Origin of the sequence: Sphingomonas sp. TDK1, assembly GCF_001650735.1 — a bacterium.
Lineage (GTDB): Bacteria > Pseudomonadota > Alphaproteobacteria > Sphingomonadales > Sphingomonadaceae > Sphingomonas.
This window is the reverse complement of record NZ_LXVY01000022.1, coordinates 39,274-60,927: the sequence shown is the minus strand read 5'-3', so window position 1 is coordinate 60,927 and position 21,654 is coordinate 39,274. Positions and strand designations below refer to the sequence as shown.

Genomic DNA, 21,654 nt, shown 5'->3' with positions numbered 1-21,654 from the left:
ACTGCGACTGCAAAGAATACGTTCTGGATTATCTCGCCCATTCCTTCCCGGTCCAGCTCTATGAGCCGTTCACCGACAGCGAGGGCAATCTGTCGTCGCGGCCGGTGTTTCGCGACGGCCAGCCGGTCGAGAGCCGCGATGCCGTTGCCCGTCGTGACCGCCTGATCGAGAGGCTCGCTTCGCTGCCCCCGGTTCCCGGCGCGCTCGATCAGATCGTCCAGCGCTTCGGCACCGATGTCGTAGCAGAGGTGACGGGACGTTCGCGCCGCATCGTCCGCAAGTCGGGTGCCGACTCCATGACCAGCCCCGGCGGCATCGACCGCCTCGCCGTGGAGAACCGCGCCGCCTCGGCCAATCTGGCCGAAACGCAAGCCTTCATGGATGATCAGAAGCGCATTCTGATCTTCTCCGACGCGGGCGGCACCGGGCGCAGCTACCACGCCGATCTGTCGGCGCGGAACCAGCGCCTGCGCGTCCACTATCTGCTGGAGCCGGGCTGGAAGGCCGACGCCGCCATTCAGGGCCTGGGCCGCACCAACCGGACCAACCAGGCGCAGCCACCGCTGTTCCGGCCGATCTCGACGGACGTGAAGGCGGAAAAGCGCTTTCTCTCGACCATCGCTCGCCGCCTCGACACGCTGGGCGCGATCACGCGCGGCCAGCGCCAGACGGGCGGTCAAGGCCTGTTCCGGCCCGAGGACAATCTGGAGAGCCACTACGCCCGCGACGCCCTGCGGCAGCTCTACCTGCTGCTGGTGCGCGGCAAGGTCGAGGGGTGCTCACTCCAGATGTTCGAGGATGCCACGGGCCTCTCGCTGATGGATTCCACCGGCATCAAGGATGAGTTGCCGCCCATCACGACGTTCCTCAACAGGTTGCTGGCGCTGACCATCGAGCTTCAGGGTGTCCTGTTCACCGCGTTCGAGCGGCTGCTGAACGCCAAGATCGAAGGCGCAATCGCTTCGGGCAGCTACGACGTCGGGCTGGAGACGCTGCAGGCCGAGAGCTTCATCGTCACCGACCGCCGAACGATCCACGTTCATCCTGGCACCGGGGCCGAGGCTCGGCTGCTGACCATCACCCAGCGCCAGCGAAACCGTCCCGTGACGCTGGCCGAGGCGCTCGACCATCTCGATGACCCGGGCGCGAAGCTGCTGGTCAACGAGCGTTCGGGCCGCGCCGCCGTGCAGATACCAACCACCAGCATCATGCTGGACGATGGCGAGATCGAACGGCGCGTGCGGCTGATCCGGCCGATGGAGGCGCACAACATTCCCATCAAGGTGATGGACGAGACCCATTGGGTGCAGGCGGAGCGGATCGCCTTCACAGCGGCATGGGATGCCGAGGCGGCCGAGGTGCCGGAGTATGCCTATAGCACCATCCATGTCGTCAGTGGGCTCTTGCTGCCGATCTGGAAGCGGCTGCCGAACGAGTCGACGCGGGTTTATCGACTCCAGACCGATGACGGCGAGCGCATCGTCGGTCGCCGCGTCTCCCCCGCATGGGTGGCGGGCGCGCTCGCGACCGGCACGTCAACCCTGACGCCCGACGACGCCTTCATGGCGCTGATGGACGGGAAGACCATCGTCGACCTCAACGAGGGTCTTCAGCTTCGTCGCGTCCGGGTCATGGGCGCCAACCGCATCGAGCTGTCGGGCTTCACCGACGCCATGCGCGATCGCCTGCGGGCCTATGGCCTGTTCCACGAGATCATCTCGTGGAAGCTGCGGATGTTCGTGCCGACCGATACGACCGGCGCTGCAATCCTGGCCAAGGTCCTGGAGCGCTATCCCGTCGAGCGCGTCAGTGAGCGGGAGGCGGCGTGATGGCACGGCACGACGCTTCCGAGCTGGCGATCCGTCTTGGCAGACAGGCCGAGGCGGTGTGCCGGCATTACCTGACCTCCGGCCATCGCGAGGGCCGCTATTGGCTGGTCGGCGATGTCCGCAATACGCCCGGCCGCTCGATGTTCGTGCGGCTAAAGGGCGGCGAAACCGGCAAGGGCGCCGCCGGCAAATGGACCGACGCTGCCACCGGCGAGCATGGCGATCTCCTCGACGTCATCCGCGAGAGCTGCGGCCTGATCGACTTCAAGGACGTCGCCGATGAGGCGCGCACCTTCCTGTCGATGCCCCATCCCGAACCGGACCATCCGCATGACGGCGAACGCAAATCACCGGCACCATCCGGATCACCGGAAGCGGCACGGCGGCTCTTTGCCATGGCGCAGCCGATCTCAGGCACGCTCGTAAAGACGTATCTCCGCACACGCGGCATTACGGATTTGCACGGAACCGGAAGCCTACGCTTCCATCCTCGCTGCTACTACCGGCCTGACGAGCATTCCCCGACCGAGACCTGGCCGGCGATGATCGCATCGGTCACCGATCTCGCCGGGCATCAGACCGGCGCGCATCGCACCTGGCTAGCCCCTGACGGCTCGGACAAAGCCCCGATCGACACACCGAGACGGGCGATGGGCGACCTCCTGGGACACGCCGTTCGCTTCGGTGTGGCGGGCGAAGTAATGGCGGCGGGCGAAGGCATAGAGACGATGCTGTCGCTCAGAATGGCGCTGCCCACCATGCCGATGGCGGCAGCGCTCTCGGCGGCGCATCTCTCGGCCATCCTGTTCCCCGACACGCTGCGCCGGCTCTACATCGCGCGCGACAATGATCCGGCCGGCGACGGTGCGATGACGACGTTGATCGAGCGGGCGAATGCGGCCGGGATCGAGGCGGTCGTGGTGTCTCCAACCTTGGGCGACTTCAACGAGGATCTCCGTTTGGCGGGTCTGGACAGTCTCCGGGCAGCGGCACGGGTTCAGATCGCGCCACAGGACGTCGCACGCTTCATGGCGCTGGCGGCATAGGCCGCGAGGAGAATGCAGGCGGCGGGAGCACCGTCGTCGGCATCGCTCGGATGATCCCCAGGTCGGAGAGAACCGCGCCCCGGCCTTCGAGAGGGCGATCGGCCAGCAAACGGCCCGAACCCGCAATGCCTGCGGCGGACTATTTTCCGGCGCGGCCGCAGGCCGCTTTCCATCGCGAGGCAAAATAGCCCGCCTTCGTCCTCCTCCGCTGTGCTCCGGCCCTCCGCTCCGCTGCGGATGCAGGTCCGGCCCGCCCGCCGGCTTTCGTCGCCATGAAGGCCGCGAGGGTCGCGGTCGAACCGACGGAGCATCCCATGAGCGAGCACGACGACTACGAACCGCACCACGCCTCTTCACCCACCGACCATGTTCTCAGCGAACTCCAGCTTTACGGCTACCGTCCCTTCACGGATGAACCCGATCCTCGACCACTTCCGGAGGGCGACCATGTCGCCGGCGCCATCGCCGATATCTTCGACGCCCTGATCGTCACCCTGGAGGACACCCGCCTCGAGCCCGACCTCGACGATCTCCTCTGGTCGACCGTCAACGTCTTCCACCGGGCCAACGAACGGATCGAGCGCGAGCTGGACGACAACGAGCAGGCGCAGCGCCGCGGCCAGCGCGAACAGGACGGCAGCGAAGTGAAGGCCGTCGAGCTGGAACGCCTGACGGCCGAGGGCCAGACCATGATCGAACGCCGCAACGCCTTCGAGCTGATGCGCGACCAGGCCGCCGAGCACTACGAGCGCCACACCGGATCGAACTGGCGACCGCGCAGCGGATCGATGGTCAACCATCGTAACCTGACCTCGGCGATGATCGACAGCCGGGACTTCCTCGCCGCCAAGAAGCGGGCCGACAATCAGGTGCTGCTGCCCGCCGGTCCGAAGATCGCCTTCACTGGTGGGCTCGACTTCAACGATCACCACCTGATCTGGGCCAAGCTCGATCAGGTCCACGCCAAGCATCCCGACATGGTCCTGCTGCACGGCAAGTCACCGAAGGGCGCCGAGAAAATCGCGGCGAAATGGGCCGACACCCGCAAGGTGCCGCAGGTCGGCTTCGCACCCGACTGGACGAAACACGCCAAGGCCGCACCGTTCAAGCGCAACGATCAGATGCTCGACGTCCTGCCGATCGGGGTCATCGTCTTCCCCGGCACCGGCATTCAGGACAATCTCGCCGACAAGGCGAGGAAGCTCGGCATCCCGCTGTTCGACTTCCGCCCGAAGGGAGGTGGCGCGTGAGCGCCGCCTCTCACAGCATCTCGGGTCGAAACAGCGATCTGCGGCTGATGACCTTGCCGGACACCACGAACACGCCATCGCCGGTGTAATGCAGCGTCTCAGGATGCTTCGGCGAAGCCGCCACATGCGCCTTCACCACCTCGAAGATGAAGAAATTGTACGTCTCGACCAGCGCATCGTCGTGAAGGCGGCATTCGAAGCTGGCATGGCATTCGCCGATCAGCGGCGCATCGACCTCGCTCGCGTCTTCCGCCGTGAGATCGAACTTGGCGAACTTGTCGATGTCGGCTCCCGACGTATTGCCAATCCCGACCACGGTATCGGTCAGCGCCGTCGTGGGCAGATTGATGACGCACTCCCGGCTTTCGCGGATCATGCGGTGACTGTGATTGCCGCCGGAGATCATGAGGCCGACCAGCGACGGCGAGAATTCCAGGATCGTGTGCCAGCCGAGCGTCATGATGTTGGTCGCGCCCTGCCACTTCGACGACACCAGCACGATCGGGCCGGGCTCCAGATAGCGCCGCACCTGGCTGACGGGGAAGTCGGTCTTCTTCGGCAGTTTCGGCATCGGCGCTCTCTTCGACAATTGCGCTTTGCATGATCATACCCGGCCATGTCGGCAGCATCACGACCGGCAGCATGGCGACGATCCTTTGGCGCGAAAGCATTTGAGCGGGCTATCCCATCGTGGCCCCGGTCATGGCGGAAAACCATCTCCCGCTTCCATCGCGCTGATCCTTGGTCCGGCCGCTGGCCTGACGCCATCAACCCATAAAGGGTCGGACTACGCAAAGCGTGCCGCCGCTCCGGCTTTGCCTACGCGGTGATTGCGGCCATCGGCCGGACACATCGGGCGCCTGTCGCGCGGGAGATGGTCTCCCGCCTCTAAGACAGGAGCCGGTCAGATGTCCCTCAATCAAGCTCACGCCTTCGCCTTCAGCCTCGCCACCACCCTCATGGTCTCGATCGTCATCTTCCAGGCCGGCGACGGCACCATGGGCGTCATGCCCGCAGGCGAATATGACGGCGATTTCGCCGCCATCGTTCACGAGATCGACCCCTTCGCCCGCTAATCGCGGGCAAGGTGACAGGGCCGCAAGCGGAAGTCCCAGGGATTTCCGCTCCCGTGCCGCCTTCTCTTCGGCTATACTGGCAACGCGCCGTGGTGGTGGTGGAGGCGCGACCGTCAGACCTTCTCTCACGGAGAACACCACCATGATCTTCATCGGCATCATCTCCAGCATCGCGGCGATCGGCGCCCTGTGCTGGCTGCTCTTCACACTCGCTGTCTTCGCGCTGCCGTTCTTCGCCGGCGTCAGCGCCGGGACATGGGCCTATCAGACCGGCGCCGGCTGGCTCGGCGCGATCCTCGTCGGCCTTGTCGCTGCCGCACTCACACTCGGCCTCGGGCAGTTCCTGCTCGCCTTCATCCGACCGCTCTGGATACGGCTCGCGATCACACTCGCCTTCGTCGCGCCCGCGGCGTTGGCGGGTTACCACGCGACGCATGGCATCGTGAAACACACCATGCCCTCGGACACCTGGCAGATCATCTTCTCCGTCATCGGGGCAATCGCCGTTGGCGCCACGGCGCTGATCCGCGTGACAGCGATGGCCGCGCCCGGGCCAACCGGGCAGAACGTCGCGCGCGCCTGACATCGTTGCCGGCGGCGGCAGTACGGCGGGTTGATGTCTTATGTGTCGCGCTCCCCGTCGGCAGGGTCGTTTGCAATCGCGTTGATCGGATCGACGGCGAACCCAACTGACGCGGGATGCCCCCGGTGACAGTGCTGCGGGCGATGCCGTGACAGCGCACCGACGGTGCAAGAGCCGGGAGGGGGCGATCCCGTGGGCAAACGGGCAGGAGTCGGCGGGACGTAGCGTCTGGCGGAGCTGGTTTGAACCGCGGTGTCCGGCGTGGTCCCGGTCCATCGGTGCCGGATGGTCGCCACGTTCTCCTGTGATGCGTCTCTGTCAGGTCGACCGCTCCAAAACGGCCTCTTCAATGGGCTGATCTGGCCGAAGGTCGGCTGCGCCTCGATCGCCTATGCCGCAACAGCGGCGTCGAAACTTTCTTCCCCTGCCGGCTGCGCCGCCATTCCTCGCGAGCCAAGAAAGCCCCTCCTTTGCTGTCAGGCCCCTGCGGGGTGCGCCGTCAATCGCCTCCGGCCTGTCGATCGCCATCGAGGCCGCAATGGTGCGGGCTCGGAACAGAGTTCAAGGAGAACTACCATGGCGACCATCGGCACCTTCAAGAAGACCGGCAACAACGAGTTCACCGGCGAAATCGTCACCCTCAGCGTCCAGACCAAGAACGTCCGCATCATCCCAGATGCCCGCGCCACCGGCGAGAACGCTCCGAGCCACCGCCTCTTCGTCGGCCGCGCCGAAATCGGCGCCGCCTGGTCCAAGACCTCCAACGAGGGCCGCGCCTATCTGGGCCTGAAGCTCGACGACCCCAGCTTCAACGCCCCGATCTACGCCAACCTCTTCGATGACGAGGAAGGCGAAGGCTACAGCCTTATCTGGTCCCGCCCCAACGGCCGCCGCAGCGACTGAGGCTACGTGCAAGGCCCCGGCCGGAAGGCCGGGGCCTTCACCTTCGACAGCAACCGAATCAGTTGCGCCGTGATCCGGACCAAGGAAGCCCTCACAGGGACTTATCTCTGGAATTTCGAGCCAAGAGCGACTATTATAGCCGTAGTTTTGGCGTTCGCGTAGGTCCGTGTGGGAGGTGATCATGCATGATCACCGCCCGACAATTTCGGGCCGCACGCGCGTTGCTGGGCTGGACACAGGAGACGCTCGCTGACAAGGCCCGGGTCTCATTGACTGCGCTCAAGCGCCTCGAATCCACCACCGGTCTCGAGGTCTATGAGAGTACGCGCGATGAGGTGCGACGGGCTTTCGAACGCGCAGGCATCGTCTTCCTGAACTCCGATCAGGGCAAGGGAGTGCTGCTCGTTGATGCGAAGAGGGAAGCCTGAGGCTCGACGGGGCGCGGCATTGCCAAATCCCCCCGCGGCGCAATCGCGCGGCATCATTCCAGTCAAATCATCGTTAACAATTTCCTCCAGAATGGCTACATATGCTGCCCGGGGGATGTTGTGACCAAAGACGATTTTCTTGATCAGCCGCCGGCCAGCGCGGCACTCACGGCTTACGACCACGCTCATCTGAAGCTCTACGTCCGGCTGCTCGATGCTGAGACCGAGGGCACAGACTGGCGGGAGGTCGTCGCGGTGCTGTTCAACCTTGATGCAGGCGCCGATCCTGAGCGCGCCTTGCATGTCTACAGCAGCCATCTCGATCGCGCGAAATGGATGACGAAAAGCGGCTTCTGCGAGCTTCTTCAGGGCCGCCTGCATTGAGGTGATGCACAAACCGCATCACGTTGCGGCCACTTCGTTCTTCCCCCGCTTCATTCAACCGGGAATCGTATCCGCTGCATAATTCGCGTTGCATAACATTGCGCGGAGGCGGTGAAGGATGTCCGAGGATGAAAGTTGGCGGTCTGAGGCTGCCTATGACTATATTGGCACATTGACACCCGGCGATCTTGCCTGGGAGTTCTTGCGCCGCAATCCCGACTACAGAAAATCGTATCAGGAACTGGTCTCCATCGGGCGATTAACCGAGGACGTCGCCCAGGAGTTCGCCGAACAATGGGGGTTGCGATTTCGTCGCCGACCCTCGCAACTCGGCGCTCATCCAGCCGATCTTCTGGACCCCGCAAACCGATCCAACGATGCTCCCATTCATCGCCGGACCGAGACCGGCGGGAGACTTCACCGTCCGCGTTGACGATCTGCACGCCCACGCTCTCATCGAGCACGATGTTGGCCTGATCCGCATTGCTCTGCGGGGCGAACTCTACGACGTGGCCTTGGCCGATGTCGATGATACCCGGCCCCTCGGCGCGATCGTCATGTTCGACGAACTGACCCCAGACCGACTGACGGCGATCGAGCGCCTCTGGCACGCGGTATCCGGCAAGCGCGTTCCGCCCGATCCGCGCCTGACGCCACAGAGGCGCGAGCGCGCGAGAGAGATGCTGCGCGCGGTAGATGCCCGGCACGCGGGCGTCACCTATCGCACCGTCGCCGAGCAACTCTTCCCCGCGCACAAGCACGACGCCAAGACGTGGGTCGAAAGCCCGATCCGCGAAGCCACCATCCGCCTCGTCCGCGACGGCATGAAACTGGTGCATGGCGGCTACCGCACCCTACTGCGCCGTCCGCGCCGCAATCGCTGACACGTCTTCGGTGTCGAAAATAACTTCCTAACTTCGTTTCTGCCCGAGGCGCCGTCTTCGCGCCACCGTGCTCGCAACCCGCCGCTCATCCGCAGCGGCCGCCCGCGAGACCACGGAGTTCGACCATGGCCGAAAAAGCCGCCAATCTACCGCCACGCTACCTGAGAACGCAGGAGGCGGCCCGCTTTCTCGGCCTCTCCGAACGCACCCTCGAAAAGCACCGGACCTACGGCACCGGCCCGACCTACCGCAAACTCGGCGGTCGCGTCGTCTACTCCGTCGACGACCTGCAAAGCTGGGCCGATCGGGGACTCGTCACCTCGACCTCCGACCCGCGCGGCGGCACCGTGCTGCCGGCCAAGCGCCAAGCCGCGCCCGCCACCGCTGGCGGCCGCTTCCCGCGCTGAGACGGCCGCCATGTCGTCCCGCCCTTATCACCCCGGCGAGCGCGCGCAGCTCGATCTGTTCCGGGCGCTGCCCGGCGATCTCGCGCCGCGCGACGCGCAGGACCTCATGGCCTATCCGTTCTTCTCGCTTGCCAAGTCGAAGCGCCTGGCGCCGATCGACTTCAAGGCGGGTTCGGTGAAAATCCGTGTAGAAGCCGTGCCCGAGCACGGCATGGCGACGATCTGGGACGCGGACGTCCTGATCTGGGCGGCCTCGCAGATCGTCGAAGCGCGTGACGTCGGCTTGCGCCCGTCGCGTCTGATGGCGACGACGCCCTATGAAATTTTGAACTTCATCGGCCGCGGCGTGTCGCTGCGCGACTACGACCGCCTTAAGGCCGCGCTCGACCGACTCCAGTCCACCACCATAGCGACCTCGATCCGCCAGCCGACCGAGCGGCGGATGCACCGCTTCTCCTGGATCAACGAGTGGAAGGAACGCGCAGATCACCGTGGCCGCCCGCTCGGGCTCGAACTGATCGTACCCGACTGGTTCTACGCCGCGGTCCTCGATGATGCGCTCGTCCTCACGATCGACCGCAACTATTTCCGGCTGACCGGCGGTCTGGAGCGCTGGCTCTACCGCCTCGTTCGCAAGCATGGTGGCAAGCAGGAATACGGCTGGAGCTTCGACTTCCCGCATCTGCACGCGAAGTCCGGCAGTCTCTCACCTCTCAAGCATTTCGCCTACGACCTGCGTGACATCGTCCGCCGCCAGCCGCTGCCGGGCTATCGCCTGACCATCGAGCAGTGCCTCGGCGGCCCCGAAATCCTGTCCTTCGTACCCACCGATCCCGACGCGCTCAGCATCCCGCGCCGCCGTCGCCGCTCGACAACTCGACCTGGGGATAAGCTGTGAATCATCTCGTGCTATCAGGGACCGGCGCTATCGTGCCATCGGGGACCGGACTCTCGTGCTATCGGGGACCGGAATCGTCGATTCCTCGCGCTGAATCAGCAGCTTGCGAGCCCCGTAACTTATCTAACCTAGATTCCTACGGAATCTTTCTAACGCAAACGCGTTTTTCGGCCGCTGTGGACGAGTCCCCGATCGCCGGGAGACCGTCATGATCGTCGCGCTGCTCAACCAGAAGGGCGGCGTCGGAAAGACGACGCTCGCCCTCCATCTCGCCGGTGAATGGGCCCGGCATGGGCAGCGCGTCACGCTGATCGACGCCGACCCACAGGGATCGGCGCTCGACTGGTCACAGCAGCGCGGCCGGGAGGGATTGGAGCGGCTGTTCGGTGTTGTCGGCCTGGCCCGCGACACGCTCCACCGCGAAGCGCCGGAGCTGGCGCGCGACGTCGATCATGTCGTCATCGACGGACCGCCGCGTGTCGCCGGCCTGATGCGTTCGGCGCTGCTCGCCGCCGATCTTGTACTGATCCCGGTGCAGCCGTCACCGCTCGACGGCTGGGCGTCGGCCGAGATGCTGACGCTGCTTAGCGAGGCGCGGATCTATCGACCGGACCTCAAGGCGCGGTTTGTCCTCAACCGCTGTGCCGCCCGCACGATCCTCGCCCGCGAAACCGCAGAAACGCTCGCGGAACACGATCCCCCGCCGCTCCTGACCACCATCGGTCAGCGCATCGCTTTCGCCGATGTCGTGCAGACCGGACGGCTCGCGGCCGAGCAGGACGAGACATCGCCCGCCGCGCGGGAGATCGCGGCCTTGGCCGCCGAAGTGATGGAAATCGGGGCATGAGCGAGCGGTCCTCGAAGCGCAGTTTCGCGTCCCGACCGGCCGATCCGGAAAGCTGGATCAAGGCGCCGGACCGTCCGTCGCCGCGCACGGACCCCGCCGCCGAGTTTACCGCCAGGCTGACGATCGACGTCACCGCCGACATGCGCGGCCGGATCAAGATTGCCGCCTTCCAGCGCGGCCAGACCGTCGCCGACATGCTGCGCGCCCTGTTCGAGCGCGAGTTCCCCACCAGCGAAGGAGAGCCGCGATGATCGGTGTCGCCGACACGTCGCTGCGCAGCGGCTTGCCGTACGCGCCTGCGGCAGATGCACTGACCCATGTCGAGTTGACGTGGGTCGAGAAGAAAATTGAATTCTGGATCAGGTTCGGTCGCGAGACTGCCGAACAGATCCTCGACCGCCGCCGGCGCGTCGTGTCGTTCGCGCCGGGCAGCGTCTTCGCCTTCGTTCGCTGGACCTCCAACGACTACGGCACCGCACTTTCGCGCCTCGACATCGTGCGCGCCGTCGCTGCGGGCGAGCGCTGCCAGACCCTGCCATTCGTGCGCCCCGGCGGCGACATCCTGTTGCGCGCCGACGGCTGGCCGAAGGTCGAGCGCGTCCTCCAACTCATCGATGCCATCGAGGCGCGGGGCATCGGCGCGATCGACGTTTCGCCCGATCACTGGCGGCACGTCCACAACCGTCTGACGGCCGGTGAAGCCCCGCGCGCCTACGACGCGCAGCAGCATCGTGCCTTCCTTCTGCGCCGGAGGATCATGCCATGAGCCGCTTTGGATACGTCATGACGACGTACTTCGCGGTGATGCTGATGGGCATCCTGTCGATCGTGTCTTTCGCGCCGAAGCTGATCTGGAATGCATCCGCGAGCACGCCGATCGGCCTCTATGCGATCAGCGCCAGCGACAGACTGGAAGCGACCGACCTCGTCGCCGTGGCGGCGCCGGAGCCGATCGCCACATTCCTTGCCGACGGCGGATATCTGCCGCGCGGCGTGCCGCTGCTGAAGCGGGTCGCGGGCCTGCCCGGCCAACGCGTGTGCCGAAGCGGCCACACGATCACCGTCGATGGCCAAGCCATCGGCGATGCGCTCGACCGCGACCGGCGGGGCCGCGAACTGCCGATCTGGCAGGGGTGCCGCGTCATCGCCGACGACGAGCTGTTCCTGATGAACTGGCAGGTCCGCGACAGCCTCGACGGCCGTTACTTCGGCCCGCTCCCCGCCAGCTCGGTCATCGGCCGGGCCACGCCCCTCTACACCGACGAGGACGGCGATGACCGCTTCGTCTGGCGCGCGCCGACGCGGTGACGGCACGCCCATGACCTTGGCCACCGCAATCCGAAGGAGACCACCCATGCCCGTTATCGGTCAATTCTCGCGCGAAAATGACGGCTTCATCGGCCACCTGACGACGCTTTCATTGCACCAGGACATCATCATCGTTCCGGCCGAACCGTCCGATGCCGAGAACGCGCCGGACTTCCGTGTCCATGTTCTCGACAGCATGAACAACGAAACCGGCGCGGAGATCGGTGCAGGGTGGAAGCGCACCGGCGAGAAGGCCGGCGACTACGTCTCGCTGCAGATCGACGATCCGACCTTCGGTCATCCGATCCGCGCCAACCTCTTCCAGTCGGCCGACGACAAGTCCGCATGGGGCTTGCACTGGAACCGTCCGCCCAAGCGCGCCGAGCGGGACTGAACGATGTCGGTCCCGCTCCCCAAAGCTGTCGCCGGGTGGTCAAACACCGCCCGGCGCACAGCACTCCTTCTCCTTTCCGGCCTTCTGCTTTCCGCGCCGCTCTGCGTCACCGCGGATGCGCAGACCGTGTCGGCCGAGCGCCCCTCTCGCGTCGATCCCTACGCCATATTCATCACCGAGGCCGCGCAACGGTTCGGCGTTCCCGAGTACTGGATACGCGCCGTCATGCGCGTCGAAAGCGCCGGTGACGTGCGAGCGATCTCTTCGGCCGGCGCGATGGGCCTGATGCAGATCATGCCCGCCACCTGGACCGATCTGCGCGCCCGTCACCGCCTCGGCGCGAATCCCTACGATCCACGCGACAACATTCTGGCGGGCGCGGCTTATCTCCGCGAGATGCACGACCGCTATGGTTCGCCGGGCTTCCTTGCGGCCTACAATGCTGGTCCCGGCCGCTACGAAGAGTATCTCGCGGGCCGGCCTTTACCGGCCGAAACCCGCGCCTATGTCGCCGCGCTCGCGCCCGTTATCGGCGGCGCAGACGCCCTTGCTCCCGTCACGGTCGCGGCGGCCGATCCCAACGCCTGGACACGCGCGCCACTCTTCATCGTGCAGTCCGAGCGCGCCGCAACCGCCGCTCCGACACCCGGCGACCGCACTTCGAACGAGGCTCCGGCTGCAACTCCGGTGCGCGATGCCACAGCCATCGCTCCGCAATCCGCAGGCCTGTTTGTCGCCCGAAACGGCGATGGGGGGCCACGATGACGGTGTTCGCAGCATGTCGTGGAATAGCGTGCTCTGGCGGAAGGATGGCGGTCCGAGGAGGAGGAGGAGGCAACACAACCGTACGATGGCGAGATAAAAGCGCGCGATGTGCTGCTTGGTGCGGTCGTGTGTTTTCAGATACTTATGGCGCATCTGCGCGAGGTGCGCCTGACCGGCGCAGCCTGCGCATTCGGCATTTCGCCAAGGATTTCCGCGCGATTGCGCGATGTGCAGAGCCTCGGCCATGAGCGGCGAGGACGATTTCCGCATCCGGCCTGGCCGTATCCGCTCCACTCGCGCCCAGCAGGCCCGGCCCTTCATCGCCCAGGCGCTGGCGGCCGCCCAGCGCGCCGGCGGGCGGGTCTCGCGATCCGGCCAGATCAGCTCGGGCAACCGCTCGCGTTTCGGGCGCGGGCAGCGCGCGACCGTGCAGGCCAACCGGTTGCTCACCAGCCGATCGCGCAACGTCGTCATCAAGACGCGCGTCGTCCGGCACACCGCTCGTTCGGTGCCACTCGCTGCCCATCTCAGCTATCTCCGGCGCGAGGGTGTCACACGGGATGGGGAGAAGGCCCGGCTGTTCGGGCCGGAGACAGAAGATGCCGATCCGAAGGCCTTCGCCGAGCGGACCCAAGAAGATCGCCACCACTTCCGCTTCATCGTCTCGCCCGAGGACGCGACCGAGATGTCCGACCTCAAGACCTTCGCCCGCGACCTGATGGGGCAGATGGAAAAGGACCTCGGCACCAAGCTCGACTGGCTCGGTGTCGATCACTGGAACACCGACAATCCGCACGTCCACATCATCCTGCGGGGTCGGACCGACGATGGCCAGGACCTCGTCATCTCTCGCGATTATATCAAGGAAGGCATGCGCGCCCGCGCGCAGGATCTCGTCACCCAGGAGCTGGGGCCGCGCACCGATCACGAGATCCGCCGCAATCTGGAACGCCAGATCGACGCCGAGCGCTGGACCAATCTTGACCGCCAACTTGCCCGCGACAGCCATCGCACCGGCGTCGTCGATCTCGCCCCGCACCCCGACCACCAGCCTGACGAATTCCACGCGATGAAGGTCGGCCGCCTGCGGAAGCTGGAGACGCTCGGCCTCGCCGATCAGGTCGGCCCGGGCCAATGGGTCGTGGCCGAGAATGCCGAGGCGACGTTGCGCGAGCTGGGCGAGCGTGGCGACATCATCAAGCGCATCCATCGCGGCCTGACCGAGCGCGGCATCGAGCGCGGCGCGGCAAGCTATGTGCTCGCCGGCGAAAGCCTCGACGATCCCGTCGTCGGCCGCCTGGTCGATCGCGGTCTCGACGACGAGCTGAAGGGCACAGCCTACGCCGTGGTCGATGGCACCGACGGACGGACCCACCACATCAAGCTGCCCGACCTCGACGCGGCTGGCGACAGCGCGCCGGGCTCGATCGTCGAGCTGCGCAAATTCGACGACGCGCAGGGACGCAGGCGGGTCGCGCTCGCCATCCGCTCCGATCTCGACATCGAGCGGCAGGTTCACGCGACCGGGGCCACCTGGCTCGACCGGCAGGCGATCGCCCGCGATCCCGTCGCGCTCGGTGGTGGCGGCTTCGGCGCGGAGGTCCGCCACGCGATGGACAGGCGGGCCGAGCATCTCGTTGGCCAGGGCCTTGCCGAGCGGCAGACGCGTGGCGTCAGCTTCTCGCCCGGGCTGATCGACACCCTGCGGCAGCGCGAGGTGGAGGCCCTTGGTCAAAAGCTCGCGGCCGAGACTGGCCGACAATTCTCGAAGGCCGGAACGGGCGAGTATGTGGCGGGCACCTATCGCCAGCGCTTCGCGCTCGCGTCGGGCCGCTTCGCCATGATCGACGACGGTCTCGGCTTCCAGCTCGTGCCCTGGTCGCCATCCCTCGAACGCCAAGTCGGTCAGCACGTCTCCGGCGTGTCGCGCGGCGCCGGTGGCGTCGACTGGAGCTTCGGCCGCAACCGCGGCCTCGGCATGTAGCCCAATCAAGAAAGGAGTGCCCGCCATGTCGGCGACCAAAATCCTCTGGGGCCAGATCCTCACCGTCTTCCTCATCGTGCTGATGACAACCTGGGTGGCGACGCAGTGGACGGCCTATCGGCTCGGCTTTCAGCCGCAGCTCGGCCTCCCTTGGTTCGAGCTGGCCGGCTGGCCGATCTACTATCCGCCCGCCTTCTTCTGGTGGTGGTACTTCTACGATGCCTATGCCCCACCGATCTTCATCGAGGGCGCCTATATCGCGGCGTCCGGTGGCTTCATCTCCATCGCCGTCGCCATCGGTATGTCGGTCTGGCGGGCGCGCGAGGCGAAGAACGCCGAGACCTTCGGCTCCGCCAGATGGGCCGTCGCCGGCGAAGTGCGCGCCGCCGGGCTGCTTGGCGCGGATGGCGTCGTCCTGGGGAAGTTCGATCATGACTATCTCCGCCACGACGGTCCCGAGCATGTGCTTTGCTTTGCGCCCACGCGGTCCGGCAAGGGCGTCGGCCTGGTCGTGCCGTCGCTGCTGACCTGGCCGGGGTCTGCGATCGTCCACGACATCAAAGGGGAGAACTGGACGCTCACCGCCGGCTTCCGCGCGCGTCATGGTCGCGTGTTGCTGTTCGATCCCACCAATACGAAATCCGCGGCCTACAATCCGCTGCTCGAGGTGCGCCGCGGCGAATGGGAGGTCCGCGACGTCCAGAACATCGCCGACATCCTGGTCGATCCGGAGGGCTCGCTGGAGAAACGGAACCACTGGGAAAAAACCAGCCACGCATTGCTGGTCGGCGCGATCCTGCACGTCCTCTATGCCGAGGCCGATAAGACGCTCGCCGGCGTCGCCGCCTTCCTCTCCGATCCGAAGCGGCCGATCGAGTCGACTCTCGCCGCCATGATGAAGACAGCCCATCTCGGCGAGGCTGGACCGCATCCGGTGATCGCCAGCGCCGCGCGCGAGCTGCTGAACAAATCCGACAACGAGCGGTCGGGCGTGTTGTCGACCGCGATGTCATTCCTCGGCCTCTATCGTGATCCCGTCGTCGCCGAAGTCACACGCCGCTGCGACTGGCGCATCGTGGATATCGTCGGCGGTAAGCATCCGACCACGCTCTACCTCGTCGTGCCGCCCTCGGACATCAACCGCACCAAACCACTGATCCGTCTCATCCTCAATCAGGTCGGCCGCCGGCTGACCGAGGACCTGCAGGCGAAGGGCAACCGCCACCGGCTGCTCCTCATGCTCGACGAATTTCCGGCCCTCGGTCGTCTCGACTTCTTCGAGAGCGCACTCGCCTTCATGGCGGGTTACGGCCTCAAAGCCTTCCTCATCGCCCAGTCGCTGAACCAGATCGAGAAGGCCTATGGGCCAAATAATTCGATCCTCGATAATTGCCATGTGCGCGTCAGCTTCGCGACCAATGACGAACGGACCGCCAAGCGCGTCTCGGACGCGCTTGGCACCGCGACCGAGATGCGCGCGATGAAGAACTATGCGGGTCACCGCCTGTCGCCCTGGCTCGGCCACATGATGGTCTCGCGCTCGGAAACAGCCCGGCAACTGATGACGCCCGGCGAAATCATGCAGCTTCCGCCATCCGACGAAATCGTCATGGTGGCGGGCACCCCGCCGATCCGCGCGAAGAAGGCACGATATTACGAGGATCGCCGGTTTCAGGAACGCATCGTAACACCGCCGGACCTCGTCAAGCCGACAACGGCCCGACCGGACGACTGGAGCACGCTGCCCCTTCCGGTGACGCCGGCGGTGGCGACAGCTACCGGCGGCAGCGGCTCGGAGGATGAGGATACGACCGACTCCGAACGCCGGCACCAGCCAGAACTGAGCCGCTCGAAACCCGTCGAGCCTAAGCTACCCATCGAAAACGAGTTCGAGATCGATCCCCGCGACGACGCCGATGAGGATGCCGCACGTCTCTCGCGCATGAATCAGACCATGCGCCAAGTGGCGCGCCAGGCGTCGCTCGATCCCGGCGACGGCATCGAGCTTTAGGAGGAACCATGGTAAAGCCTCCCAAGAAGCAGCGCCTATCTGTCTATCTCGAACCGGACGTCATGAAGGCGCTCGCCGCACACGCCGCCCGGCGCGATCAATCCCTCTCGCTGATCGCGGAAGCCGGCATCGCCTCCTTCCTGTCGCCTGACGCCGCCGAGCGGCAGGAGGCTGCGACAACGAAGCGGCTCGACCAGATCGACCGGCGAATGGCGCGGATGGAGCGCGACCTTGGGATCGCCGTCGAAACGCTGGCCGTGTTCATCCGCTTCTGGCTGACGACGAACCCGCCGCTGCCCGAGCCGGCCCAGGCTGCGGCGCGCGCCAAAGCCGGCGAGCGCTACGAGGCGTTCGTCACCGCGCTCGGCCGGCGACTCGCTCACGGACCGAAGCTCAGGCAAGAGATATCGGAGGACATCGCGCCCGCGCACGATGCGGATTAATCACGGCCACGTCCACTTCAAGTATTCCGGCGTTCCGCCGTTTCCCTGTATTTGTACGCCACAGTACGACGACCACATTATGGTTGTTGTCAGGCCATGATTTCTGCCTCTTCTACTCATCCCCGATCCAGGGCCGCATGTCGCGGTCCCGCAAGAGAACGGGGACGACGTGGCGGCCACTCACCAGAAATCGGAGGCGATCCTTCGCGGCGCGCGCATGCTGCGCACGGCCCTCGGGCCGGCGATCGCCCGGTTTCTGGAAGACCCCGCGATCGTCGAGGTGATGCTCAACCCCGATGGGCGGCTCTGGGTCGACCGGCTTTCCGAAGGGCTTTCCGACACGGGTGAGCTGCTGTCGCCGTCGGACGGCGAGCGGATCATCCGTCTGGTCGCCCATCATGTCGGCGCCGAGGTTCATCCCGGCGCCCCGCGTGTCTCGGCCGAGCTGCCCGAGACGGGAGAGCGGTTCGAGGGGCTGTTGCCTCCCGTGGTGTCCGCGCCGGCCTTCGCGATCCGCAAGCCCGCCGTCGCCGTCTTCACGCTCGACGATTATGTCGCCGCCGGGATCATGGCGGCCGGTCAGGCCGAGACTCTGCGCCAGGCCGTCGCCGACCGTCGCAACATCCTGGTCGCCGGCGGGACGTCGACAGGCAAGACCACGCTTACCAACGCGCTGCTAGCCGAGGTCTCGAAGACCTCCGACCGCGTCGTGCTGATCGAGGATACGCGCGAGCTGCAATGCGCCGCGCCGAACCTCGTCGCGATGCGGACCAAGGACGGCGTCGCCTCGCTCTCCGATCTGGTTCGCTCTTCGCTTCGCCTGCGCCCCGACCGCATCCCGATTGGAGAGGTGCGCGGCGCCGAGGCGCTCGATCTGTTGAAGGCCTGGGGCACCGGCCACCCGGGAGGCGTCGGCACCATCCACGCCGGCACCGCCATCGGCGCGCTGCGTCGCATGGAGCAGCTCATCCAGGAAGCCGTCGTCACCGTCCCGCGCGCGCTGATCGCCGAAACGATCGATCTCGTCGCCGTGCTCTCCGGCCGCGGCGCCTCGCGCCGGCTCGCCGAACTCGCCCGCATCGAGGGTCTCGGCCCCGACGGCGACTACCGCGTCACCCCCGCAAGCCAGCCCCTCACAGGAGACCCGTCATGATCCAGCATGCTTTGCGCATCCGCCGCCATATCGCCACGGCGGTGTCCGTCATTTTTCTCACGCTGGCGCTCGCGCCGGCCGCCCACGCCTCCGGCTCGTCGATGCCCTGGGAGGCACCGCTGCAATCGATCCTCGAATCGATCGAGGGGCCGGTCGCCAAGATCATCGCGGTGATGATCATCATCATCACCGGCCTGACGCTCGCCTTCGGCGACACCTCGGGCGGCGCGCGTCGTCTGATCCAGATCGTCTTCGGCCTGTCGATCGCCTTCGCCGCGTCGAGCTTCTTCCTGTCGTTCTTCTCGTTCGGCGGCGGAGCGCTCGTCTGATGGCCGACGGCGCGGACCATGGCGGCGAGCTGCCGGGCTTCTCGGTCCCGGTCCATCGGGCGCTGACCGAGCATATCCTGCTCGGCGGCGCTCCGCGCTCGCTCGCCATCCTCAACGGCACGCTGGCGGCCGCGCTCGGCCTGGGCCTGCGCCTCTGGCTGGTCGGCCTCGGCCTCTGGGCTGTCGGGCATTTCGCGGCCGTCTGGGCTGCCAAGCGCGATCCGCAGTTCGTCGACGTTGTGCGCAAGCATCTGCGCATCCCCGGCCACCTGTCGGTCTGAGGAGCGACGCCGATGATGAACCTCGCCGAATATCGCAACCGCAATACGCGGCTCGCCGACTTCCTGCCCTGGGTGGCGCTGGTCGGCGAAGGCATCGTGCTGAACAAGGACGGCAGCCTGCAGCGCACCGCGCGCTTCCGCGGTCCCGACCTCGACAGCGCCGTGCCGGCCGAGCTGGTCGCCGTCGCCGGCCGGCTCAACAACGCCTTCCGTCGCCTCGGCTCCGGCTGGGCCATCTTCGTCGAAGCGCAGCGCCATGGCGCCGCGACCTATCCGGCCAGCATGTTCGCCGACAGCGCATCCGGCCTGGTCGACGCGGAACGCAAGGCAGATTTCGAAGAGGCCGGCGCGCATTTCGAGTCCAGCTACTTCCTCACCTTCCTTTATCTGCCGCCGGCCGAGGACGCCGCACGGGCCGAGACCTGGCTCTACGAGGGCCGTGATCACGCCGGCGTCGATGCGCACGAGATCCTGCGCGGCTTCGCCGACCGCACCGATCGCATTCTTCAACTCGTCGACGCCTTCATGCCGGAATGCGGCTGGCTCGATGACGGCGAGACGCTGACCTATCTGCACTCGACCGTCTCGACCAAGCGTCACCGCGTCCGCGTCCCCGAGACGCCGATGTATCTCGACGCGCTGCTCGCCGATCAGCCGCTCACCGGCGGGCTGGAGCCGCGCCTGGGCGATGCGCATGTCCGCATCCTCACTATTGTCGGCTTCCCGACCGCGACCACGCCCGGCATCCTCGACGAGCTGAACCGGCTGGCCTTTCCCTATCGCTGGTCGACGCGTGCCGTGCTGCTCGACAAGACCGATGCGACCAAGCTGCTGACCAAGATCAGGCGGCAATGGTTCGCCAAGCGCAAGTCGATCGCTGCCATCCTCAAGGAGGTGATGACCAACGAGGCGTCGGCGCTGGTCGACACCGATGCGGCCAACAAGGCCGCCGATGCCGACATGGCGCTGCAGGAGCTGGGCGCCGATTATGCCGGCCAAGCCTATGTGACCGCGACGATCACTGTCTGGGACGACGATCCGCGCATCGCGGCCGAGAAGCTGCGGATGGTCGAGAAGGTCATCCAGGGCCGCGACTTCACCGCCATGCCCGAAACGATCAACGCTGTGGATGCATGGCTCGGCTCGCTGCCCGGCCATGTCTACGCCAATGTCCGGCAACCGCCGATCAACACATTGAATCTCGCCCACATGATCCCGCTTTCGGCGGTGTGGGCGGGACCGGAACGGGACGAGCACTTCGATGCACCCCCACTGCTTTACGGCAGAACCGAAGGCTCGACCCCGTTCCGGCTTTCCATCCATGTCGGCGATGTCGGCCATACGCTGATCGTCGGCCCCACCGGCGCCGGCAAATCCGTGCTGCTGGCGTTGATGGCGCTGCAGTTCCGGCGCTATCCGCAAAGCCAAGTCTTCGCCTTCGACTTCGGCGGATCGATCCGCGCGGCGGCTCTCGCAATGCGTGGCGACTGGCACGATCTCGGCGGCGGCCTCACCGAGGGCTCAGACGACAGCGTGTCGCTTCAGCCGCTCGCGCGCATCGACGATGTCGCCGAACGCGCCTGGGCCGCCGACTGGCTGGTCGCCATCCTCATGCGGGAGAGTGTCCCCGTTACGCCCGAGGTGAAGGAACATCTCTGGTCGTCGCTGACTTCGCTGGCCTCGGCGCCGGTCGCCGAGCGCACGCTGACGGGTCTGTCCGTCCTCCTCCAGTCCAACGACCTGAAACAGGCGCTGCGACCTTATTGCGTTGGCGGTCCCTATGGCCGGCTGCTCGATGCCGAGGCCGAGCATCTGGGCGAAGCCAATATTCAGGTCTTCGAAACCGAAGGACTGATCGGCACCGGTGCTGCGGCCGCCGTGCTCGCCTATCTTTTCCATCGCATCGAGGACCGGCTCGACGGGCGCCCGACGCTGCTGATCGTCGACGAAGGCTGGCTCGCGCTCGACGACGAGGGCTTCGCCGGCCAGCTCCGCGAATGGCTGAAGACGCTGCGCAAGAAGAACGCCAGCGTCATCTTCGCAACCCAATCGCTCTCCGACATCGACGGCTCTGCGATCGCGCCGGCCATCATCGAGAGCTGCCAAACCCGCATCCTCCTCCCGAACGAACGCGCAATCGAGCCGCAGATCACCGCCATCTATCGGCGGTTCGGCCTCAACGATCGCCAGATCGAGATCCTCGCGCGGGCGATGCCCAAACGCGATTACTACTGCCAGTCCCGGCGCGGCAACCGGCTGTTCGAGCTAGGCCTGTCGGACGTCGCGCTGGCGCTCTGCGCCGCATCGTCGAAGCAGCACCAGGCGCTCATCGCCGAGGTTCACGCCCGTAGCGGCACCGACGGCTTCCTTGCCGAGTGGCTCGCCGAAAACCGGCTCGGCTGGGCAGCAGACCTCATCGCCGACCTCACCAATGTCACCCCAAACTGAACC

General features: G+C 66.2%; 26 protein-coding genes. 25 read left to right on the top strand and 1 reads right to left on the bottom strand.

What is annotated here, in order from left to right:
- The 3 genes from A7X12_RS12805 to A7X12_RS12795 all read left to right on the top strand — a co-directional run.
- Nucleotides 1–1,829, top strand: a 1,829-nt coding sequence (locus tag A7X12_RS12805; RefSeq protein WP_198162023.1) for a strawberry notch C-terminal domain-containing protein, incomplete at its 5' end; no start/stop codon positions are given.
- On the top strand, nt 1,829–2,875 hold the full coding sequence (locus A7X12_RS12800; RefSeq protein WP_064311987.1) for a DUF7146 domain-containing protein: 1,047 nt from the start codon (nt 1,829–1,831) through the stop codon (nt 2,873–2,875). The genes A7X12_RS12805 and A7X12_RS12800, both read left to right, overlap by 1 nt.
- A 314-nt stretch (nt 2,876–3,189) precedes the next feature.
- On the top strand, nt 3,190–4,125 hold the full coding sequence (locus A7X12_RS12795; RefSeq protein WP_064311999.1) for a DUF2493 domain-containing protein: 936 nt from the start codon (nt 3,190–3,192) through the stop codon (nt 4,123–4,125).
- A gap of 10 nt (nt 4,126–4,135) precedes the next feature.
- On the opposite strand, the gene A7X12_RS12790 is transcribed toward A7X12_RS12795, so the two are convergent.
- Complete coding sequence (locus A7X12_RS12790; protein ID WP_064311986.1) at nt 4,136–4,696, bottom strand: flavin reductase family protein; 561 nt, start codon at nt 4,694–4,696, stop codon at nt 4,136–4,138.
- Between the two features lie 337 nt (nt 4,697–5,033).
- Here A7X12_RS12790 and A7X12_RS25960 point away from each other — a divergent pair, with 337 nt between their 5' ends.
- From A7X12_RS25960 to trbE, 22 genes are all read left to right on the top strand, one after another.
- Nucleotides 5,034–5,201 carry a hypothetical protein gene (locus tag A7X12_RS25960; RefSeq protein ID WP_198162022.1) on the top strand — a complete coding sequence of 56 codons (168 nt, stop codon included), beginning with the start codon at nt 5,034–5,036 and terminating at the stop codon, nt 5,199–5,201.
- 142 nt (nt 5,202–5,343) lie between these two features.
- Complete coding sequence (locus tag A7X12_RS12785; protein ID WP_064311985.1) at nt 5,344–5,784, top strand: hypothetical protein; 441 nt, start codon at nt 5,344–5,346, stop codon at nt 5,782–5,784.
- Between the two features lie 576 nt (nt 5,785–6,360).
- A complete protein-coding gene (locus tag A7X12_RS12780) occupies nt 6,361–6,687 on the top strand; it encodes a DUF736 domain-containing protein (RefSeq protein WP_064311984.1) in 327 nt (108 codons plus the stop codon).
- A 185-nt stretch (nt 6,688–6,872) separates the two neighbouring features.
- Nucleotides 6,873–7,115, top strand: coding sequence for a helix-turn-helix domain-containing protein (locus A7X12_RS12775; protein ID WP_064311983.1), 243 nt, complete (start codon nt 6,873–6,875; stop codon nt 7,113–7,115).
- Nucleotides 7,116–7,235: 120 nt separating this feature from the next.
- Nucleotides 7,236–7,499 carry a DUF2285 domain-containing protein gene (locus tag A7X12_RS12770; RefSeq protein WP_064311982.1) on the top strand — a complete coding sequence of 88 codons (264 nt, stop codon included), beginning with the start codon at nt 7,236–7,238 and terminating at the stop codon, nt 7,497–7,499.
- A 118-nt stretch (nt 7,500–7,617) separates the two neighbouring features.
- Entirely contained in the window at nt 7,618–7,932 is a 315-nt protein-coding gene (locus tag A7X12_RS26605; RefSeq protein WP_269747818.1) for a transcriptional regulator domain-containing protein, read from the top strand.
- Complete coding sequence (locus A7X12_RS12765) at nt 7,877–8,383, top strand: DUF2285 domain-containing protein (RefSeq protein WP_064311981.1); 507 nt, start codon at nt 7,877–7,879, stop codon at nt 8,381–8,383. Before A7X12_RS26605 ends, A7X12_RS12765 begins: the two co-directional genes overlap by 56 nt.
- Before the next feature lie 125 nt (nt 8,384–8,508).
- Nucleotides 8,509–8,790, top strand: a complete 282-nt coding sequence (locus A7X12_RS12760) for a helix-turn-helix transcriptional regulator (RefSeq protein WP_064311980.1) — start codon at nt 8,509–8,511, stop codon at nt 8,788–8,790.
- A gap of 10 nt (nt 8,791–8,800) precedes the next feature.
- Nucleotides 8,801–9,688, top strand: a complete 888-nt coding sequence (locus A7X12_RS12755; RefSeq protein ID WP_064311979.1) for a replication initiator protein A — start codon at nt 8,801–8,803, stop codon at nt 9,686–9,688.
- Between the two features lie 208 nt (nt 9,689–9,896).
- Complete coding sequence (gene parA, locus A7X12_RS12750; RefSeq protein WP_064311978.1) at nt 9,897–10,535, top strand: ParA family partition ATPase; 639 nt, start codon at nt 9,897–9,899, stop codon at nt 10,533–10,535.
- Nucleotides 10,532–10,786, top strand: a complete 255-nt coding sequence (locus tag A7X12_RS12745) for a ribbon-helix-helix protein (protein WP_064311977.1) — start codon at nt 10,532–10,534, stop codon at nt 10,784–10,786. Before parA ends, A7X12_RS12745 begins: the two co-directional genes overlap by 4 nt.
- Nucleotides 10,783–11,301, top strand: a complete 519-nt coding sequence (locus A7X12_RS12740; protein WP_064311976.1) for a DUF2840 domain-containing protein — start codon at nt 10,783–10,785, stop codon at nt 11,299–11,301. The genes A7X12_RS12745 and A7X12_RS12740 overlap by 4 nt, the downstream gene beginning before the upstream one ends.
- On the top strand, nt 11,298–11,843 hold the full coding sequence (locus A7X12_RS12735) for a S26 family signal peptidase (protein ID WP_064311975.1): 546 nt from the start codon (nt 11,298–11,300) through the stop codon (nt 11,841–11,843). The genes A7X12_RS12740 and A7X12_RS12735 overlap by 4 nt, the downstream gene beginning before the upstream one ends.
- A gap of 46 nt (nt 11,844–11,889) precedes the next feature.
- Entirely contained in the window at nt 11,890–12,237 is a 348-nt protein-coding gene (locus tag A7X12_RS12730; protein WP_064311974.1) for a DUF736 domain-containing protein, read from the top strand.
- Nucleotides 12,238–12,240: 3 nt separating this feature from the next.
- On the top strand, nt 12,241–13,002 hold the full coding sequence (locus tag A7X12_RS12725) for a lytic transglycosylase domain-containing protein (RefSeq protein WP_064311973.1): 762 nt from the start codon (nt 12,241–12,243) through the stop codon (nt 13,000–13,002).
- Nucleotides 13,003–13,246: 244 nt separating this feature from the next.
- The gene (locus A7X12_RS12720; RefSeq protein ID WP_064311972.1) at nt 13,247–14,986 is read left to right on the top strand and encodes a relaxase/mobilization nuclease domain-containing protein; all 1,740 of its coding nucleotides are present in this window, start codon (nt 13,247–13,249) and stop codon (nt 14,984–14,986) included.
- Nucleotides 14,987–15,011: 25 nt separating this feature from the next.
- Entirely contained in the window at nt 15,012–16,997 is a 1,986-nt protein-coding gene (locus A7X12_RS12715) for a conjugal transfer protein TraG (RefSeq protein WP_064311971.1), read from the top strand.
- A gap of 8 nt (nt 16,998–17,005) precedes the next feature.
- Nucleotides 17,006–17,440, top strand: coding sequence for a hypothetical protein (locus tag A7X12_RS12710; RefSeq protein ID WP_064311970.1), 435 nt, complete (start codon nt 17,006–17,008; stop codon nt 17,438–17,440).
- A 169-nt stretch (nt 17,441–17,609) separates the two neighbouring features.
- Nucleotides 17,610–18,593: a P-type conjugative transfer ATPase TrbB gene (trbB, locus tag A7X12_RS12705; protein WP_064311969.1), complete on the top strand. Its 984-nt coding sequence runs from the start codon at nt 17,610–17,612 to the stop codon at nt 18,591–18,593.
- Nucleotides 18,590–18,922 carry a TrbC/VirB2 family protein gene (locus A7X12_RS12700; protein WP_064311968.1) on the top strand — a complete coding sequence of 111 codons (333 nt, stop codon included), beginning with the start codon at nt 18,590–18,592 and terminating at the stop codon, nt 18,920–18,922. The genes trbB and A7X12_RS12700 overlap by 4 nt, the downstream gene beginning before the upstream one ends.
- Nucleotides 18,922–19,203, top strand: coding sequence for a VirB3 family type IV secretion system protein (locus A7X12_RS12695; RefSeq protein WP_008827607.1), 282 nt, complete (start codon nt 18,922–18,924; stop codon nt 19,201–19,203). The genes A7X12_RS12700 and A7X12_RS12695 overlap by 1 nt, the downstream gene beginning before the upstream one ends.
- A 12-nt stretch (nt 19,204–19,215) precedes the next feature.
- Nucleotides 19,216–21,651, top strand: a complete 2,436-nt coding sequence (trbE, locus tag A7X12_RS12690; protein ID WP_064311967.1) for a conjugal transfer protein TrbE — start codon at nt 19,216–19,218, stop codon at nt 21,649–21,651.
- Nucleotides 21,652–21,654: the final 3 nt, after the last annotated feature.

What these genes read in the sequence shown, in the direction of transcription:
- A7X12_RS12800 (WP_064311987.1), top strand. Translation starts at nt 1,829, where the DNA reads ATGGCACGGCACGACGCTTCCGAGCTGGCGATCCGTCTTGGCAGACAG.
- A7X12_RS12795 (WP_064311999.1), top strand. Translation starts at nt 3,190, where the DNA reads ATGAGCGAGCACGACGACTACGAACCGCACCACGCCTCTTCACCCACC.
- A7X12_RS12790 (WP_064311986.1), bottom strand. Translation starts at nt 4,696, where the DNA reads ATGCCGAAACTGCCGAAGAAGACCGACTTCCCCGTCAGCCAGGTGCGG.
- A7X12_RS25960 (WP_198162022.1), top strand. Translation starts at nt 5,034, where the DNA reads ATGTCCCTCAATCAAGCTCACGCCTTCGCCTTCAGCCTCGCCACCACC.
- A7X12_RS12785 (WP_064311985.1), top strand. Translation starts at nt 5,344, where the DNA reads ATGATCTTCATCGGCATCATCTCCAGCATCGCGGCGATCGGCGCCCTG.
- A7X12_RS12780 (WP_064311984.1), top strand. Translation starts at nt 6,361, where the DNA reads ATGGCGACCATCGGCACCTTCAAGAAGACCGGCAACAACGAGTTCACC.
- A7X12_RS12775 (WP_064311983.1), top strand. Translation starts at nt 6,873, where the DNA reads ATGATCACCGCCCGACAATTTCGGGCCGCACGCGCGTTGCTGGGCTGG.
- A7X12_RS26605 (WP_269747818.1), top strand. Translation starts at nt 7,618, where the DNA reads ATGTCCGAGGATGAAAGTTGGCGGTCTGAGGCTGCCTATGACTATATT.
- A7X12_RS12765 (WP_064311981.1), top strand. Translation starts at nt 7,877, where the DNA reads ATGCTCCCATTCATCGCCGGACCGAGACCGGCGGGAGACTTCACCGTC.
- A7X12_RS12760 (WP_064311980.1), top strand. Translation starts at nt 8,509, where the DNA reads ATGGCCGAAAAAGCCGCCAATCTACCGCCACGCTACCTGAGAACGCAG.
- A7X12_RS12755 (WP_064311979.1), top strand. Translation starts at nt 8,801, where the DNA reads ATGTCGTCCCGCCCTTATCACCCCGGCGAGCGCGCGCAGCTCGATCTG.
- parA (WP_064311978.1), top strand. Translation starts at nt 9,897, where the DNA reads ATGATCGTCGCGCTGCTCAACCAGAAGGGCGGCGTCGGAAAGACGACG.
- A7X12_RS12745 (WP_064311977.1), top strand. Translation starts at nt 10,532, where the DNA reads ATGAGCGAGCGGTCCTCGAAGCGCAGTTTCGCGTCCCGACCGGCCGAT.
- A7X12_RS12740 (WP_064311976.1), top strand. Translation starts at nt 10,783, where the DNA reads ATGATCGGTGTCGCCGACACGTCGCTGCGCAGCGGCTTGCCGTACGCG.
- A7X12_RS12735 (WP_064311975.1), top strand. Translation starts at nt 11,298, where the DNA reads ATGAGCCGCTTTGGATACGTCATGACGACGTACTTCGCGGTGATGCTG.
- A7X12_RS12730 (WP_064311974.1), top strand. Translation starts at nt 11,890, where the DNA reads ATGCCCGTTATCGGTCAATTCTCGCGCGAAAATGACGGCTTCATCGGC.
- A7X12_RS12725 (WP_064311973.1), top strand. Translation starts at nt 12,241, where the DNA reads ATGTCGGTCCCGCTCCCCAAAGCTGTCGCCGGGTGGTCAAACACCGCC.
- A7X12_RS12720 (WP_064311972.1), top strand. Translation starts at nt 13,247, where the DNA reads ATGAGCGGCGAGGACGATTTCCGCATCCGGCCTGGCCGTATCCGCTCC.
- A7X12_RS12715 (WP_064311971.1), top strand. Translation starts at nt 15,012, where the DNA reads ATGTCGGCGACCAAAATCCTCTGGGGCCAGATCCTCACCGTCTTCCTC.
- A7X12_RS12710 (WP_064311970.1), top strand. Translation starts at nt 17,006, where the DNA reads ATGGTAAAGCCTCCCAAGAAGCAGCGCCTATCTGTCTATCTCGAACCG.
- A7X12_RS12700 (WP_064311968.1), top strand. Translation starts at nt 18,590, where the DNA reads ATGATCCAGCATGCTTTGCGCATCCGCCGCCATATCGCCACGGCGGTG.
- A7X12_RS12695 (WP_008827607.1), top strand. Translation starts at nt 18,922, where the DNA reads ATGGCCGACGGCGCGGACCATGGCGGCGAGCTGCCGGGCTTCTCGGTC.
- trbE (WP_064311967.1), top strand. Translation starts at nt 19,216, where the DNA reads ATGATGAACCTCGCCGAATATCGCAACCGCAATACGCGGCTCGCCGAC.